Source organism: Pedobacter frigiditerrae (assembly GCF_004331645.1).
GTDB lineage: Bacteria > Bacteroidota > Bacteroidia > Sphingobacteriales > Sphingobacteriaceae > Pedobacter > Pedobacter frigiditerrae.
The window spans coordinates 702,860-720,103 of record NZ_SJSK01000001.1 but is presented as its reverse complement, the minus strand read 5'-3'; the positions used below and the strand labels follow the sequence as shown (position 1 = coordinate 720,103).

The 17,244-nt window shown below is 37.1% G+C and carries 12 protein-coding genes and 1 riboswitch; of the genes, 5 read left to right on the top strand and 7 right to left on the bottom strand.

Going from position 1 to position 17,244, the window contains the following annotated elements; genetic code table 11:
• Nucleotides 1–27 precede the first annotated feature (27 nt).
• Nucleotides 28–1,167 (bottom strand): NAD(P)/FAD-dependent oxidoreductase, encoded by a 1,140-nt coding sequence (locus EZ428_RS03065; RefSeq protein ID WP_131551634.1) that lies wholly within the window; start codon nt 1,165–1,167, stop codon nt 28–30.
• A gap of 85 nt (nt 1,168–1,252) precedes the next feature.
• On the opposite strand from EZ428_RS03065, the gene EZ428_RS03060 reads away from it, so the two are divergent.
• Nucleotides 1,253–1,948, top strand: a complete 696-nt coding sequence (locus tag EZ428_RS03060) for a zinc metallopeptidase (RefSeq protein ID WP_131551633.1) — start codon at nt 1,253–1,255, stop codon at nt 1,946–1,948.
• Nucleotides 1,949–2,347: 399 nt separating this feature from the next.
• Here EZ428_RS03060 and apaG read toward each other — a convergent pair whose 3' ends face one another.
• Nucleotides 2,348–2,734: a Co2+/Mg2+ efflux protein ApaG gene (gene apaG, locus EZ428_RS03055; RefSeq protein ID WP_131551632.1), complete on the bottom strand. Its 387-nt coding sequence runs from the start codon at nt 2,732–2,734 to the stop codon at nt 2,348–2,350.
• 30 nt (nt 2,735–2,764) lie between these two features.
• Entirely contained in the window at nt 2,765–3,772 is a 1,008-nt protein-coding gene (gene dusB, locus EZ428_RS03050; protein WP_131551631.1) for a tRNA dihydrouridine synthase DusB, read from the bottom strand.
• A gap of 52 nt (nt 3,773–3,824) precedes the next feature.
• Between dusB and EZ428_RS03045 the strand changes: the two genes are divergently transcribed.
• Together EZ428_RS03045 and EZ428_RS03040 are read left to right on the top strand one after the other, a co-directional pair.
• Nucleotides 3,825–4,745: a CPBP family intramembrane glutamic endopeptidase gene (locus EZ428_RS03045; protein ID WP_131551630.1), complete on the top strand. Its 921-nt coding sequence runs from the start codon at nt 3,825–3,827 to the stop codon at nt 4,743–4,745.
• Between the two features lie 42 nt (nt 4,746–4,787).
• Nucleotides 4,788–5,597, top strand: a complete 810-nt coding sequence (locus EZ428_RS03040; protein WP_131551629.1) for a phosphatidate cytidylyltransferase — start codon at nt 4,788–4,790, stop codon at nt 5,595–5,597.
• 40 nt (nt 5,598–5,637) lie between these two features.
• On the opposite strand, the gene EZ428_RS03035 is transcribed toward EZ428_RS03040, so the two are convergent.
• Both EZ428_RS03035 and metE read right to left on the bottom strand, forming a co-directional pair.
• Nucleotides 5,638–6,024 (bottom strand): acyl-CoA thioesterase, encoded by a 387-nt coding sequence (locus tag EZ428_RS03035; protein ID WP_131551628.1) that lies wholly within the window; start codon nt 6,022–6,024, stop codon nt 5,638–5,640.
• Between the two features lie 50 nt (nt 6,025–6,074).
• Nucleotides 6,075–8,378, bottom strand: coding sequence for a 5-methyltetrahydropteroyltriglutamate--homocysteine S-methyltransferase (gene metE / locus EZ428_RS03030; RefSeq protein ID WP_131551627.1), 2,304 nt, complete (start codon nt 8,376–8,378; stop codon nt 6,075–6,077).
• A gap of 187 nt (nt 8,379–8,565) precedes the next feature.
• Nucleotides 8,566–8,764, bottom strand: a riboswitch (cobalamin riboswitch).
• A 146-nt stretch (nt 8,765–8,910) separates the two neighbouring features.
• On the opposite strand from metE, the gene EZ428_RS03025 reads away from it, so the two are divergent.
• Together EZ428_RS03025 and EZ428_RS03020 are read left to right on the top strand one after the other, a co-directional pair.
• Nucleotides 8,911–11,649 carry a M14 family metallopeptidase gene (locus EZ428_RS03025; protein WP_131551626.1) on the top strand — a complete coding sequence of 913 codons (2,739 nt, stop codon included), beginning with the start codon at nt 8,911–8,913 and terminating at the stop codon, nt 11,647–11,649.
• A 148-nt stretch (nt 11,650–11,797) separates the two neighbouring features.
• On the top strand, nt 11,798–12,514 hold the full coding sequence (locus tag EZ428_RS03020) for a DsbA family oxidoreductase (protein WP_131551625.1): 717 nt from the start codon (nt 11,798–11,800) through the stop codon (nt 12,512–12,514).
• A gap of 120 nt (nt 12,515–12,634) precedes the next feature.
• On the opposite strand, the gene EZ428_RS03015 is transcribed toward EZ428_RS03020, so the two are convergent.
• Both EZ428_RS03015 and EZ428_RS03010 read right to left on the bottom strand, forming a co-directional pair.
• Nucleotides 12,635–14,068, bottom strand: a complete 1,434-nt coding sequence (locus EZ428_RS03015) for a TolC family protein (RefSeq protein ID WP_131551624.1) — start codon at nt 14,066–14,068, stop codon at nt 12,635–12,637.
• Nucleotides 14,061–17,228, bottom strand: a complete 3,168-nt coding sequence (locus tag EZ428_RS03010; protein ID WP_131551623.1) for an efflux RND transporter permease subunit — start codon at nt 17,226–17,228, stop codon at nt 14,061–14,063. Before EZ428_RS03010 ends, EZ428_RS03015 begins: the two co-directional genes overlap by 8 nt.
• Nucleotides 17,229–17,244 lie beyond the last annotated feature (16 nt).

The window sequence follows — 17,244 nt, the reverse complement described above, 5'->3', positions numbered from 1 at the left end:
TGACCTATGTTTCTATGTGGTAAAAACCTATAGACTCCTCAAAACCATCTCTCCTGCTTCTTCACCTGTATGGCTACCAATTGCAATGCCCATTCCGTTGCAGCGAACTGCGCAAAAAACATTTGGTTTGGCTTCTTCGATAATTGGAGCTAGTTGTGGGCCAAAAGCCATGATACCACTCCATTTGTGCTCAATTTCGAAATCAGTTTCTGGTAAAATAACGTCTTTTAATAATTGATGCAAAGCATTTTGTACCAATTCAGTTTCTCCAAATTGTGTAGTTTGTTCTGCCCTAAAGTTTAAATTTCTTCCACCACCCAAAAGGACTCTACCATCAATATTTCTGAAATAATAATAACCTTTATCGTAATGAAAAGCTCCCTTGATTTTTAAATTGGGAATAGGCTTTGTTACAACAACTTGCCCGCGACCTGGGGTTACAGCTAAATCTGGTAAAAGTTCATTTACAAAAGCATTATTTGTTAACAAAACCTTTTTACCGGTAAACGTACCTTGGTTCGTTATTAAAGCTATTCCATTATCTTCTTCAATTAAATCATCAACCTTGCAGTTACTCAACAATTCCACTCCTAGCGCTTTACTCTTGGTTATTAAAGCTTTCATCATTAACCCAGGGTCAATTTGTGCTTCTAATTTATTTTCCAAAAGCACATCAATTCCGTTGAAACCAAAATTAGAAATCTTGCTATTAGCCTGAGTGTAAACGCCTTTTTGTAGCACAATATCTTCAATTAGGGCATTGTAATGGCTTAATTTTGATACACATTCTTCGGCTAAAACCTGCTGTTCAGGCTTAAATAGCTCATATCCTCCATAATTTTTGAATTGAATATTGTCATCGCCCAGTAAATCCCTAAGCTTCAATAAGCCTTTCCATCTTTTAGAAATAAGGCTATGCAAAGCGCCGGGACCACACAATTTTTCTTGCTCAATTAATTCAGATATACTGCCAAAACAAGCGAATCCAGCATTTTTTGTACTGGCTCCTGAGGGTAAAAAACCCCTTTCCAATATTAAAACGCTAACTTTCGGATTTGTGGTTTTAATTGTGATTGCAGCATTTAAGCCAACAATCCCACTGCCGATTATAATCACATCGGCGTTAAAGAAATTCTTCTTTTCCCAATAAGAGAGGTTATTTGGCATAGATTAGTTATTGTAAATTTTTTATGCTTATCAAATATGGGAACACTTTTTGATTTATTCCACACGAAAAACATACAAAATCGATATGGGAACCTATTTAATTTTAATTATCCCGGTACTTTTGTTGAGCATGTTTGTGCAGTGGCGATTTAGAAATAAATTCTCAAAATATGCAGAAATGCAACTCAACTCAGGGTTTTCGGGCAAGGAAGTAGCTGAAAAGATGCTACATGACAATGGCATTTACGATGTAAATGTATTGAGTTTAGACGGACAATTAACAGACCACTATAACCCAGCAACACGAACTGTAAACCTAAGTACAGATGTGTATTATGGGCGTAGTGTTGCGGCTGCCGCCGTTGCTGCTCATGAATGTGGTCACGCAGTACAACACGCAAAATCTTACCATTGGTTGCAGTTTCGTTCTAGTATGGTACCAATTGTGAGTATCTCTTCTAATCTTTTGCAATGGGTGCTTTTAATAGGTGTTTTTTTAATTGTTTTTAAAGGAACGCCGATTGTTTTAGGCATTGGGGTTGCGGGATTGGCATTGGTTACCATCTTTAGTTTTATTACGCTTCCAGTAGAGTTTGATGCAAGTAAAAGAGCGCTGTTGTGGTTAAGAAATAACCGTAGTGTCATGTATACTGATGAGGAAAATGTACAGGCAAAAGATGCACTTTGGTGGGCGGCCATGACTTACGTGATTGCAGCTTTAGGAGCTCTAGCCAACTTGCTTTATTATGCTTCCATGTTATTTGGAAGAAGCAGGGATTAATAATTTTAACACAAATGAACTCAAGGACGATGATTAATTTTATCGTCCTTTTTTTGTGAAAATGTTAGGTAGTGCTTTTTGGAAAACGTAGTCCCGCCTTTCGCTTTATTCCCGATGAAGAATCGGGAGATATCGCTGCAGTCGGGTTTATGAACAAAGTAGGTGCTAATGGTACAAAACTGCTTCTGTCCTAGGTAAAATAAACCCTGCCTGTCCGGCAGGCTGATGGTAGCGAATACGTAGGGGTTGTCCTTGCGGCTACCCAGAAGTAAAGCGGACAGTGGGGCTAGAGAAGCCAAGAATTACTGATTTTGGTTTGTTAAAACAAGAGATGTCTAAGATAGATTCTTCCTTCGTCAGAATGACAAAATCGCCCAGAATGACAAGTAAAGAAAAGATTTAATTCAATCTATAAGGAACAACCAATTCAAACTCTGGGATGTCTACATCGAAATTGGTTTCATCAACCAAACGAATCATGGAATAATTGCCTTTCATGCTACCGATGTCGGTTTTAAGGTTACATCCAGAAACGTATGAATAACTTTTGCCTGGTTCGATTACAGGCTGTATACCAACCACACCTTCTCCCTCAACTTCTCTTACAGAGCCGTTTGAATCGAAGATAAACCATTGGCGACGCATTAATTGAATTGCATAATCTGACAAGTTTTCTATCTCTATACGATAAGCAAACATGAAATGTTCGTTAGCAGGATTAGAATGCTCGTCTTGGTAAATGGTTTCTACCGAAATTTTTACACCTTGAGTTATAGCTGTAACCATTTGTTAAATTTATAAAAAGCTTTTCAAGAATCAAGCCATTTCAGAAAAAGGTGCAATGTGCTCGTATTTTTCTGCCACTTCGTCTAATATTTGATTGATGGTCTCAATATTTTCTTCTTTAACCAACATCATTCTGTACTGTTTAAAATCTGGCAAACCTTTAAAATAATTCGAATAATGTCTTCTCATTTCAAATACACCAACTTTATCGCCTTTCCACTCAATAGACTTATTTAAGTGTGTCCTGCAAGCAATAATTCTTTCGTCTAAAGTTGGACCAGGCAAATGCTCACCGGTTTTAAAGAAATGTTTCACTTCACGGAAAATCCAAGGATAGCCAATTGCGGCTCTACCAATCATGATTCCATCTACTTCATATTCCATTCTCCAAGCGGCGGCTTTTTCTACACTATCTACATCGCCATTGCCAAAAATTGGAATTTTAATTCGTGGATTACGCTTAATTTCTCTAATTAATGTCCAATCGGCTTCGCCTTTATACAGTTGAGCTCTTGTTCTGCCGTGAATAGTTAAAGCCTGTATGCCAATGTCTTGTAATCGCTCTGCGACTTCTTCAACATTTTTAGTATTATCATCCCAACCTAAACGGGTTTTAACGGTAACAGGCAAGTGTGTGGCTTTTACAACAGCATCTGTCATTTTTACCATCTTATCTATATCTTGAAGCAAACTTGCGCCCGCACCACGACAAGCAACATTTTTAACAGGGCAGCCATAATTAATATCCATTAAATCTGGCCCGGCAAGAGTTGCAATTTCGGTTGCTTCACGCATACTTTCGATATCGCTACCAAAAATTTGAATACCTATAGGTCGTTCGTACTCAAAAATATCTAGTTTTTTACGGCTTTTTGCGGCATCGCGTATTAATCCCTCAGAAGAAATAAACTCTGTGTACATCATATCTGCACCACCTTGTTTACAAACGTAACGGAATGGAGGGTCGCTCACATCTTCCATCGGTGCAAGTAACAAAGGGAACTCTCCCAAATCTATATTTCCTATCTTTACAGACATTTTTCTATCTTCAAACCAAATTAATGGGACAAAGGTACGAAAATTCGAAATAATGCAATTCACCATACCAACTAGAGAAGAAAATCATCCGCTACTGCAACTTTTAATATTAGGAGTAGGCGCTTTTATAGGTGTTATTATTTTTGCCGTTATTGGATTTGTAATCTGTTTAGGTATTTATGGATTAGATTTAATAAAAAGTACAGATTGGGCAACAGGAAGCGATTTAAGGTATGTGGGTGCATTAAAAATTTTAATAACGGCTCAGCAGATAGGTTTATTTCTGGTTCCCGCTATTGCTTTATCAATTTTTGAAGGTAAAAGACCACACCAATTTTACGGGATGAAAACGGCCAACATCAATTTATTAGGCCTTGTATTTCTATTAATGATTTGCTCTACACCACTATTGGGCTGGGTAAATGAATGGAACATGAATTTACACTTGCCAAACGCTTTAAAAAACATTGAAAGCTGGATGAGGAAGATGGAAGATGAAGGTGCGGTGACTACAAAAGCAATTTTAGCAGGTAAATCTTTTGGGGCATTAGCCATTAACCTTTTTGTGGTGGGTTTGGTGCCGGCAATTTGCGAGGAGCTTATTTTTAGAGGGGGATTACAAAGGACATTTTTAAGATTGATTAAAAATCCACACGTTGCTATTTGGTTATCTGCCATTATATTTAGCACCATACATTTTCAGTTTTTTGGATTTTTTCCTAGGTTATTTTTGGGCGCCATGTTCGGCTATATTTACTTCTGGACTAAAAACATTTGGTATACTATCTTTGCTCACTTTTTAAACAATGCTTATGCAGTAACGTTGATGTGGTACTTTCAACGAAATAATTTACCATTGGATAAAGCAGATGAAACAAATATTGCTTGGTACGGCTATTTAATTAGTGCAATATTAACCATAGCTTTGTTTTGGATTTTAAAAGACAAAACAACCAAAGAAGAAGTTGAATAGAACTTTGTCTCAAATCTCAATACTCACATCTCAAATCTAACAATGAAGACCAGAGCAATAACCGCTTTCTTTTTTACTATCGTGATGCTTGCCTCTTTGCTAAATGGCTATGCTTTTACAGGTTTCTATTTAATTTTAAGCATTGTTGCCTTGTTAGAATTCTATAAAATGGTTAAAATAGGAGGGATTCGTCCGCATAGAAACATTGGTGTTTTTGCTGCGGCAGTCATTTTCCTTTTAACGGCCAGCTACCATTTTTATCAATTTGAATTAAAATACTTATTGCTGATTGTACCATTGGTGTTTTCGGTTTTCATATTTGAACTATACAAAAAAGAAAAAATTCCTTTTGCTAATATTTCTTACACATTCGTGGGATTTATTTACGTAACCGTTCCTTTTTGCTTTTTTTACTCGCTAGGATTTCTAGCAGATTTTAACAACTACAACTTTCACTTACCTCTTGCTTTTTTATTGATGCTTTGGGCAAGTGATACAGGAGCATATCTTTTTGGGGTTAAATTTGGGAAAACCAGATTATTTGAACGCCACTCACCAAAAAAATCATGGGAAGGTTTTTTGGGAGGACTGTTCACGAGTGTAGTCGTATCTTACTTAATTTCCCGATGGTTTCCGGAAATGAACCCATTCATTTGGGCAGGAATGGCTGTTCTTATTGTTTGTTTCGGCACACTTGGCGATTTAGTAGAATCTATGCTGAAAAGAAGTTTAGATACTAAAGACTCTGGTAGTTTTTTACCCGGGCATGGTGGTTTTTTAGATAGATTTGATGGCTTACTAATTGCAGCGCCAGTTGTGTACGTTTACCTGTACTTGATTTTAAACCCCTAAATCCCCTGAAGGGGACTTGGTAAACAGGATACAAACATTATTATTTAATTACTTGCGTTGGCTTCTTGTTTTCATCAATAGCTACAAAGGTGAAATCTCCGTGTACGGCTAATTCTCTTCCTTCGGCATACATTTGTTCAATGTAAATCTCAACGTTTACCTTCAAACTCGTATTACCTACCTGTGTAACCTTACCTATTAGCTCAACAATTGTTCCCGCAGGGATAGCCTTTTTAAAGTCAATCCTATCACTACTCACCGTAACCATAATTTGCCTACTAAATCTTGTCGCTGTAATAAATGCAACTTCATCCATCATGTGCATGGCTGTACCGCCAAAAAGTGTATCATAATGATTGGTAGTATTTGGAAAAACAGCTTTGAAAATGCTAGTTTTTGAGGCGATAATTCTTTCTTCTAATGTCATTTTATAATCTTTAATAAGCCTGCCGAATCTTCGACAGGCTTGGTTAATTTTTAGTTATTACGCATTATTTTCGCGGCTTCCACCATTTCGATTAATGCTTTTTTGGTTTCATCCCAGCCTCTGGTTTTTAAGCCGCAATCTGGATTTACCCATAATTGCTCGCTTGGAATTACTGCCTTTGCTTTTTTCAGCAAATCTATCATTTCTAATCTATTTGGTACTCTTGGTGAGTGGATATCATACACACCAGGCCCAATTTCATTTGGGTATTCGAAATCAGCAAACACATCTAATAGTTCCATTTGAGATCTAGAGGTTTCGATGGTAATTACATCTGCGTCCATATCGGCAATGTTTTTTATAATGTCATTAAATTCAGAATAACACATATGGGTGTGTATTTGAGTTTCATCTTTAATGCCACTAGCGGATAGTTTGAATGCATTTACAGCCCAGTTTAAATAATTTTCCCATTCGGCTTTTCTTAATGGTAATCCTTCCCTGATGGCGGGTTCATCAATTTGGATTATTTTGATGCCTGCTTTTTCTAGATCACAAACCTCATCTCTTATTGCTAAAGCAATTTGTGTACAGGTTTGAGACCTAGGTTGGTCATTGCGAACAAAAGACCATTGTAAAATAGTAACAGGGCCGGTTAACATTCCTTTCATGTATTTAGGTGTTAACGATTGTGCATAAGAAGTCCATTCAAGGGTCATCGGCGCATACCTTTTTACATCACCATAAATAATTGGAGGTTTAACACAACGAGAGCCATAGCTCTGTACCCAACCATTTTTAGAAAAGGTAAATCCGTCTAATTGTTCGCCAAAATATTCGACCATGTCATTTCTTTCAAACTCACCATGCACCAAAACGTCGAGTCCAATTTCTTCTTGCCATTTTACGGCTTTAGTGGTTTCATCGGCAATTAATTTGTTATACTCTGCTGTTGAAAAAGTTCCATTTTTAAACTTTGCCCTCCAACTTCTTACTTCCGCTGTTTGAGGGAAAGAACCAATAGTAGTTGTGGGATAGCTTGGAAGATTTAAGGCATTTTGTTGTTTAACTTTTCTAACAGAGAAAGAATTTAATCGCTCAGCATCTTTACTCGTAACTTGATTTATACGAACTTTAACCTCACTTTTATGAATAAGACTTGATGTTTTACGGTTTTGTTGAGCGATTATGTTTTCTGCTAGTTTTCTCTCTGCAGAAGTTCCACGATCGGCATTCGCTAACTGTTTCAAGGTTACCACTTCAGCTATTTTTTGCTCTGCAAAAGCCATCCATTGCTTAATTTCCGGTGTTAATATTTCTTCATTGGTTTCATTGTCTAAATCACATGGCGAATGGATTAATGAACAAGATGGCGCAATCCAAACCCTGCTTTCTCCAATTTTTTCCACAACAGTGTTGATGGTTGACAAGGAGTATTCAAAATCATTTTTCCAGATATTTCTTCCATCAATTAAACCTAGAGAAAGAATCACATCACTCTTTAATACACTTAAAACATCATTTAATTGCTGTGGAGCTCTAACTAAATCTATGTGTAGCACAGAAACAGGTAAAGATGCAGCTAAAGCAATATTGTCTCCTAAACTATCAAAGTAAGTTGCCAAAACAATTTTTAGCCTTGGGAAGGCATTTTTGATTTGTTTATAGGCCTCTCGAAATGCTTTCTTCTCTTTTTCTGTTAAGTCTAGAGCTAAAAATGGTTCGTCAAACTGTACATATTCAACACCAAGATTAACAAGTTGAGTTAAAACTTCAAGGTAAACAGGCAATAGGTTTTTAAGCAAGTCAATTTTTTCAAAACCAGCTTCTTTTTCTTTTCCCAATAAAAGGTAAGAAACAGGCCCAATTAATACGGGTTTGGTAACGATACCTAGTTGTTTGGACTCATAAAACTCGTCTATTACTTTTGTAGAAAACAACTTAAATTGTTGGTTTTTGTAAAATTCAGGTACTAGATAATGATAATTGGTGTCAAACCATTTGGTCATTTCCATTGCAATAATGTCCAAGCCTTCTTTTTGATAGCCCCTTGCCATGGCGAAATACAAATCTAATTCTGTGTTTCCCTTTTTAAGCATGACTTCGTTATACCTTTTTGGGATTGCTCCAAACATTAAGGAGTGATCAAGTACTTGGTCATAAAATGAAAAGTCGTTAGAAGGAATAATAGAGATTCCTGCATTTTTTTGCATTAGCCAATTTTCCTGACGAATGTTCTTACCTACTTGAAGTACGGTTTTGTGTCCTGTTTTTGCTGCCCAATAATTTTCGCAGGCTTTTTTTAATTCTCTGTGGCTACCAATTCGCGGGTATCCCAAATTTTGCGTTAGCATTTCTTTTAAAGATTAAATTAATAAATCGTTTAAAAGTTCTTAAAGCTATATGCTTAGTAGAAATGATAAAAAAGAACAGGCATAAATTATCCATTTGTTTATCAAAAAAGATAGGCAAAAAGCAATAAAACAATGTTTTATGTAAAGATAAATCGAACCTGACCAATTGCTTCATTTCGCGAAAGCATTCGTCAATTCAATAATGGCAGGTCTCCTGGCTCACCTCCAAATTATCGCCTTCCCATTCTATTGAAACAGTGGCGTATTGATAATTTGTTTTCATCCTTAGAAAAGGAAGAAGGTTTACAGTTGCGCGACAGCTCGTGATTTACACACGATTCCCTATTAATCTACAGCTAAGTAAAACCGTTATCGGTTGATGAAAAATAAAATTAAGAACTTACATCGGGGCAAATGTATGTATTAAGAACGAGTAAATGAAGATTTTAACAGATGTAACAAATCAATAACAGCTATACGTTAATAATCTTTCTCTTTTATATTTGGTTTATAAACCCCTAAACTAAATTCCATGACAAAACTTTACCAACGCAGCTTTTTGCTGGTTGCGATACTTTTTTGTATTCAATCTGCAATAGCACAAAACGTTCCAACACCAAAAGACCATTTCGGTTTTAACATTGGTGATGATTATCAATTAGCTAACTATACCCAAACAGAGGCTTATTTCAAAAAACTAGCAGAGACTTCTAAAAGAGTGAAACTAGTTGATATCGGTAAAACCGAAGAGGGTAGAAGTCAGTACATGTTGATCATCACTTCTCCAGAAAATCAAAAGAACTTAGCTCGTTACAAAGAAATTTCTCAGAAACTAGCACACGCTGAAGGTTTAACACCAGAGCAGGCAAAAGCCTTAGCGGCAGAAGGCAAAGCAGTAGTTTGGATTGATGGTGGATTGCATGCAAATGAAGTTGTTGGCGCACATCAATTAATTCAGATGGCTTATAATTTGTCTAGCAAAACTGACGCAGAAACCAATAAAATTTTGGATAATGTGATTGTATTGATGACACACGCTAATCCAGATGGACAAGAGTTGGTAAGTGATTGGTACATGAGAGAAAAAGACCCCAAAAAAAGGTCTACAAATGGCCTCCCTCGTCTGTATGAAAAATATGCGGGTCATGATAACAATAGAGATTTCTTTATGCTAAATCTTAGGGAAACTCAAAATATCGGTCGCCAGTTATTTGTAGAGTGGATACCTCAAATTATGTATAATCACCATCAGGCCGGTCCGGCAGGAACTGTTGTGGCGGGCCCGCCTTACCGCGACCCCTACAATTATGTTTTCGACCCAATTGTTTTAACGACAATTGATGCAGTAGGTGCCGCAATGCACAATAGGATGAATGTTGAATCTAAACCTGGTTATACACAACGTGGAGGTTCTGTTTTCTCTACTTGGTACAATGGGGGATTAAGAACAACCACTTATTTCCATAACATGATTGGTTTGTTAACGGAAATTGTTGGTAATCCTACACCATCAGATATTCCTTTAGTCCCATCGCGATTATTGCCAAATGGAGATTCCCCTAATCCTATCTTACCTCAAAAATGGTATTTCAAAAACTCGATTGACTATTCGGTTTCTTTAAATTACGCGGTTTTGAACTACGCACAGCGTTACCATGATGAGTTGTTGTATAACATTTATCAAATGGGTAAAAACTCAATCGATAGAGGAAGTAAGGATACCTGGTCGTTCTCTCCTAAAAAGATTGATGCCATTAATGCTGCAGCACAAAGTGGAAGACCAGCTACCACAACGACACAAGGTGGTGGCGGATTTGAAGGAAGAGGAGCAATGTCTGTGAAGTATTTGGATACGGTGATGAAAAACCCTGTTAACCGTGATGCTAGAGGTTATATCCTTTCTGCAGACCAACCAGATTTTACAACTGCCATTCGCTTTTTAAACGCTTTGATTAGAACAGGAATTCAAGTTCAGAAAGCAACAGCAGCATTTACGGTTGCTGGGAAAAATTATCCAGCGGGTAGTTATGCGGTTAAAACCGACCAAGCGTTTCGTCCGCACGTTTTGGATATGTTCGAACCACAGGACCACCCGAACGATTTTAAATATGAAGGAGGCCCTCCAATTGCGCCTTATGATGCTGCAGGGTGGACATTAGCTTATTTAATGAACGTTAAGTTTGATAGAATTCAAGATAAATTTGATGGTCCTTTTGAGAAACTACCTTACGGAGAATTATTAAAAGCAACACCAAAAGCATTGCCTTCTGGTAGTGGTTATGTGTTAAGTTCTTATGCAAATGAGAGTTATTTGGCAGTAAATGAATTATTAAAAGTTGGTGCCGAAGTTTATCGCAATGCTGCAGATGGTTCGTTTTATGTTCCAGCTTCGGGGAAGGCAAAAAGCATTTTAGATAAAGCAGAACACGGTTTCGGAATGAGGATTGTTTCAGGTTCTAAACCTGCGAAAGCTGTAAAGATTGCACCATCTAGAATTGCTATTTGGGATACTTATGGAGGTTCGATGGATTCGGGATGGATTAGATTTATCATGGAGCAATACCATTTTGATGCGACCGTAATTTATGCTCCTGATATCGATAAAGGAAGCTTAAAAGATAAATATGACGTAATTGTTTTTGTTGATGGTTCTATCCCCTCGTATAGCGCAAACGGAATTACTGCAGGAGGAGGGAGAGGTGGTTTTGGAACACCAGCTTTAGAAAGTATTCCAGAAGAATATAGAGCTAGGGTTGGGAGAATGAGTCAAGACAAATCAATTCCTCAATTAAAAGCATTCTTAGAGGCAGGAGGCGAAATTGTTGCCATTGGTACAGCTACAAACTTAGCTGCCCATTTAAACTTACCTGTTCGCAATGCGATGGTTGAATTAATTGCGGGAGTTGAAAAGAGATTGCCAGCGGAGAAATATTATGTCCCTGGAAGCGTGTTGAATGTTGCTGTAGACAAAACTCAACCAGCAAACTGGGGAATGGACAAAACAGCAGATGTTTATTTTGATAACAGCCCTGTATTTAAATTAAGTGCTGATGCAGTTTCTAGTGGAAAAATTAAACCTTTAGCTTGGTTTGCTAACTCAACTCCGCTGCGTAGTGGTTGGGCTTGGGGACAAAGCTATTTGCAAGATGGTGTTGCTGCTTTTGAGGCAGATTATGGTAAAGGAAAATTATTTGCCTTTGGACCAGAAATTACCTTTAGGTCTCAAACGCATGGTACATTTAAATGGATGTTTAACCAGTTGTATAAATAGAGAGTCTAGTCATCCGATGATTGTATGCGTCCTGCTACAATCATCGGATGACTAATTATAAATGCTAAAAACCCAGCTAACCTTTTGGTTAGTTGGGTTTTTACTTTTAGCTTACCATCCAAAAATCCATCAACCTTACCTTTGTTTTATGAAAGTAGAAATCTGGTCTGATGTGATGTGTCCATTTTGCTATATTGGCAAGAGACATTTTGAAAAAGCAATAGAAAAATTGCCATTTAAAGATGATATTGAAATAGAATGGAAAAGTTTTCAACTTAATCCAGAATATAACAATACAACCAATGAAGATTTGTATACTTATTTAGCTAGAGCCAAAGGAATGTCTATTGAGCAAGCTAAACAAATGACAGGTCAAGTAGTTGAAATGGCTTCGAACGTTGGCTTGGATTTAAATTTCGCAACCAATGTTCCTGCTAACTCTTTTGATGCGCATCGTTTTTTGCATTTTGCGAAAAGTAAAGGCTTACAAAACCAGGCCGAAGAAGCGTTGTTTAATGCGCACTTTATGGGTGCTAAAGATATTGCTAAACACGAAACTTTACTCAGCATTGCTGAAGATTTAGGATTAGATAAAACTGAAACTTTAAATGTTTTGAAAAGTGATGATTTTGCAGAAGCTGTTCGTTATGATGTTTATGAAAGTCAGCAACTGGGTGTTAGGGGAGTTCCATATTTTGTGTTCGATAGGAAATATGCTTTATCTGGCGCACAACCTGTTCTGGCTTTTGAACAAGCCATTGTGCAAAGCTTTACAGAATGGCAAGCCATGCAGCCTAAAACAACGCTTCAGTCATTAAATAAAAATGATGATGCGATTTGTGATGAGAATGGTTGCGAGATTTAAACAGATTGGTCATTCTGAGGAAGGAAGAATCTCAGAATAAAGCTTCTTTTAGATTCTTCGCCGGCTACCGATGTAAAATCTGCACAAGTCTGAATGACAAACTATTTTTACAAGATAACCCTAATTCCACCCACCTCCTAAAGCCTGATATATATTTACCACAGCATTTAGTTGTTGTTTTTTGGTTTCTATTAATTCTAATTTGGCTTCCAAAGCATCGCGTTGCGTCATTAATACTTCAAAATAATCTGCTCGGGCAGAACGGAAAAGATCGTTAGAAATATCTACAGATTGTGTGAGTGCCAAAACCTGTTTTGTCTTTAGGGCATAACTTTTTTCTAAGTTTTTAATGCTCGAAAGTTGATTAACGGTTTCGATATATCCATTTAAAATCGTTTTTTCGTAATTATAAATAGCTTGTACTTGCTTTGCATTAGCAGTGAGATAATTTGCTTTTATAGCGTTTTTATTAATTAGAGGACCTGCTAAATCTCCAGCTAAGGAGTATAACAATGACTCTGGAGTTCGCACCAAATAAGAAGGGTTAAATGCTTGAAAACCTAAGTTTGCAGATATTCCAAATGAAGGATAGAATTGTGCCTTTGCTACTTTAACATCGAGTTTTGCTGCTGCTAAACCCAACTCGGCTTGTTTAATATCTGCTCTATTTGCCAATAATTGAGATGGAATGCCGGCATTGATCACGTTAGGTAGCAAATCGTTAAAACTTTCAGAATTTCTTTTAATCGTTTGTGGAAACCTGCCTAGTAAAAAGTTAATTCTATTTTCAGTCTCGGTAATGTTTTGCTGAATACTAAACTCTAAACTTTTAGAGTTGTAAACTTCAGCTTCAAATTTTCTAACCGCCAGCTCTGTAACTCTGGTTGCTTGTTTTTGTATCTTCATCAACTCCAAAGCATTATTCTGTATGGTGATGTTTTTCTTTACGATATCGAGCTGATTATCCAAAGCCAAAAGCTCATAATAGGAGTTGGCAACCTCAGCTATTAAATTGGTAACCACAAAGTTTTTGCCTTCAATGGTAGATAAATAACGTATTACTGCCGCTTTTTTCGCATTATGAAGTTTATGCCAAATATCTACCTCCCAATTCGCCGTAAGTCCAAATTGGTAATCTGGTAATATTTCGGGCACTTTTTTACCGGGTATAATATCTGCACTAGCATCTCCAGCACCTTGACTTGTGTAAAGACCCACTTTTTCTAATCCTGCACCTGCACGATAACCTACACTTGGTAAAATTTCTCCTTTTTTAGCTCTTACTTCATTTTTTGCAATCTCGATTTCCTGCAAGGTCACATTCAATTCTTGATTATTTTTTAAAGCCGTATCTATTAAGCGGACTAAATAGTTATCCTTAAAAAACTCACGCCATTTAATACTGGTTACGTTTATTGTATCTGTAGACCCATTAAAAGCATTTGGTATACTTGTGTTTTCGGTTCTTTGTGCCAATTGAGGCGCTTTGCAAGCTGTATAGACCAAGCAGATTAGCGCAAAGCCAAAGCCTTTATATATTTTATTTTTAAACATTATCTTCAATTTCTTCTGTTAAGGGATGTTCTTCTTCAATTTTTATCAGTTTTCTTTTTGAGGCAATTGTGCCGAAAATAAAGTATAGCCCAGGAATGATGATTACGCCAAATACGGTTCCAAATAACATACCGCCCGTAGCCGCGGTCCCAATCGTTCTATTTCCTATTTTTCCTGGTCCAGTAGCTATCATCAATGGAATTAAGCCAGCGATAAAAGCAAAAGAAGTCATTAAAATAGGACGGAACCTAACAACTGCGGACTCTATTGCAGCTTTGGCTACAGAAACCCCTTGGCTATGTCGCTGTGCTGCAAACTCAACAATTAACACGGCATTTTTACCAAGTAAACCAATTAGCATTACCATGGCTGCTTGTGCATAAATGTTGTTTTCTAAGCCTAAAATTTTAAGCAAAAGATAAGTGCCAAAAATTCCGGCAGGCAGCGATAAAATAACCGACAATGGCAATACAAAACTTTCATATTGAGCTGCTAAAATTAGATACACAAAACCTAAACAGATTAAGAAAATATAGATGGCTTCATTTCCCCTAGAGACTTCGTCTTTTGAAATCCCCGCCCAGTCAATAGCGAAACCTCTTGGCAATGTTTTTTTCGCAACTTCTGTAATGGCTTTAATGGCTTCTCCTGAACTATAACCTTGCCCAGATTGCCCACTAATTTCTGAAGCATTGGCCATATTGTGACGTGTAATTTCTGATAATCCATAAACTTTATCCATTTTCATAAAGGCAGAAAAAGGAACCATTTCATCCCTGTCATTTTTTACTGAAAGCTTTAAAATATCACTCGGTAAAGCTCTATATTGGGGCAAAGCTTGCACCATTACTTTGTATTGACGGTCGTATTTTATAAAACTTGTTTCGTAATTACTTCCCACAAAGGTTGACAATGTACTCATTGCGTTATCAATTGTTACGCCTTTTTGCTGTGCTAAATCGTTATCAATGTCTAACATATATTGAGGAAAACTAGCACTATAGAAACTGAAAACTGATGAAAGTTCTTTTCGTTTATTTAGTTCGCGAACAAAATCATTGCTCACCGTTTCCATCTTTTTATAATCGCCACTACCCGCTTTATCCAATAAACGCAGCTCAAATCCACCAGCGGCGCCATAACCAGGTACAGCTGGGGGTTGAAAAAATTCGATAGTTGCACCAGGAATATCTTTAGCTTTTTCTTCAAGCTCCTTAATTACATCTAGCGAAGAATTTTTACGTTCACTCCAATCTTTTAAGTTAATTAAACAAGTACCAGCATTTGAACCTGTTCCTTCAGTCAAAATCTCATATCCTGCTAAGGAAGAAACAGACTTTACGCCCTCAACTTCTTTGGCAACAATTTGTAATCGTTTAGCAATTTGATTTGTCCTTTCTAATGTTGATCCAGCAGGAGTTTGAATAATGGCGTAAACCATTCCTTGGTCTTCGTTAGGGATAAATCCAGAAGGTACTGAATTGTTTAAAAACCATATTCCAATACAAAAAGCAATTAATGTACCGAAGGTAAAAAGCCTACGAGTTACAACTCTATCTAAGATGTTTTTATAACTTCCTGTTAATCTGTTAAACCAGTTGTTAAAGCCATCTAGCACTCGGTCTATTGGTGTTTTCTTTTTTGCCTTACCGTGATTGTTTTTTAACATAATGGCACACAAAGCAGGCGTTAAAGTTAGTGCCACTACTCCAGAAAGGATAATTGCTGTAGCCATTGTAATTGAGAACTGTCGGTAGAAAATACCTACCGGACCAGACATAAAGGCAACAGGAATAAATACCGAAGCCATTACAAAAGTGATTGCAATGATGGCTCCACTAATTTCTCTCATTGCTTGCTGCGTTGCTTTTAATGCGGATATTTTACCGTGCTCCATTTTCGTGTGAACGGCTTCGATAACTACAATCGCATTATCTACTACTACTCCAATGGCCAAAACAAGTGCAAACAAGGTAATTAGGTTAAGTGTGATGCCAAAAAACTGCATAAACACAAATGTTCCAATTAGCGATACCGGTACGGCGATGATTGGGATTAATGTTGAGCGCCAATCTCCTAAAAATAAAAACACCACCAAGCCTACTAGAATAAAGGCTTCCAATAAGGTGTGAATTACCTTTTCAATAGATGCGTCTAAAAATTTAGACACATCATAACTGATTTCATAATCCAAACCTTTGGGAAAAGAAGTCGCCTTTATTTCGGCCATTTTAGCCTTCACATCTTTAATTACCTGACTGGCATTGCTTCCATAAGATTGTTTTAGTACAATCGCTGCAGATGATTTTCCGTTTAAATTGGAGTATAAGTTGTAAGCAGAACTACTAAAATCTACATCGGCAACATCTTTAAGGCGCAACATTTCACCATCTGGACTAGCCCGTAAAACGATGTTTCCATACTGTTCTTTTGTAGTAAAACGACCAGAATATTTCAACACATACTCAAATGCTTGTGAGCGCTTGCCTGAACTTTCGCCAGTTTTACCCGGAGAAGCTTCCAAACTTTGTTCATCAAGAGCTTTCATTATCTCTTCTGCGGAAATTTTATAGGCTTGCATACGGTCTGGTTTTAGCCAAACTCGCATCGCATAATCACGGTCTCCTAAAATATCTGCGAAACCAACACCATCAACACGCTTTAGCTCAGCTAAAATATTAATGTCGGCAAAGTTGTAAAGAAAACTTTCATTCATCTTTGGGTCTTTGCTATAAAGGTTGATGTACATCAGCATATTTGATTCTTCCCTGCTAATTTTTACACCTTCCCTTACCACTAAAGGTGGTAATTTGTTGGTTACTGCTGCTACGCGATTTTGCACATTTAGCGAAGCTTGATTGGGGTCTGTTCCCAAATTGAAAACAACTTGGATACTAGCTTCTCCATCGTTTCCAGCATCAGAGGCAATATATTTCATTCCGGGAACACCATTTAAGGCACGTTCTAAAGGAATTACTACAGACTTAATCAATAACTCATTATTTGCACCTGGGTATTCTGCAGTGATATTTACTTTTGGAGGAGATATAGAAGGGAATTGTGTTACTGGCAAGCCTGTAATAGCAAGCGCACCTAAAAACACAATTATTAGGGATATAACAATAGAAAGGACAGGCCTTTGTATAAATTTGGCGAACATAAATATTAATAATTAA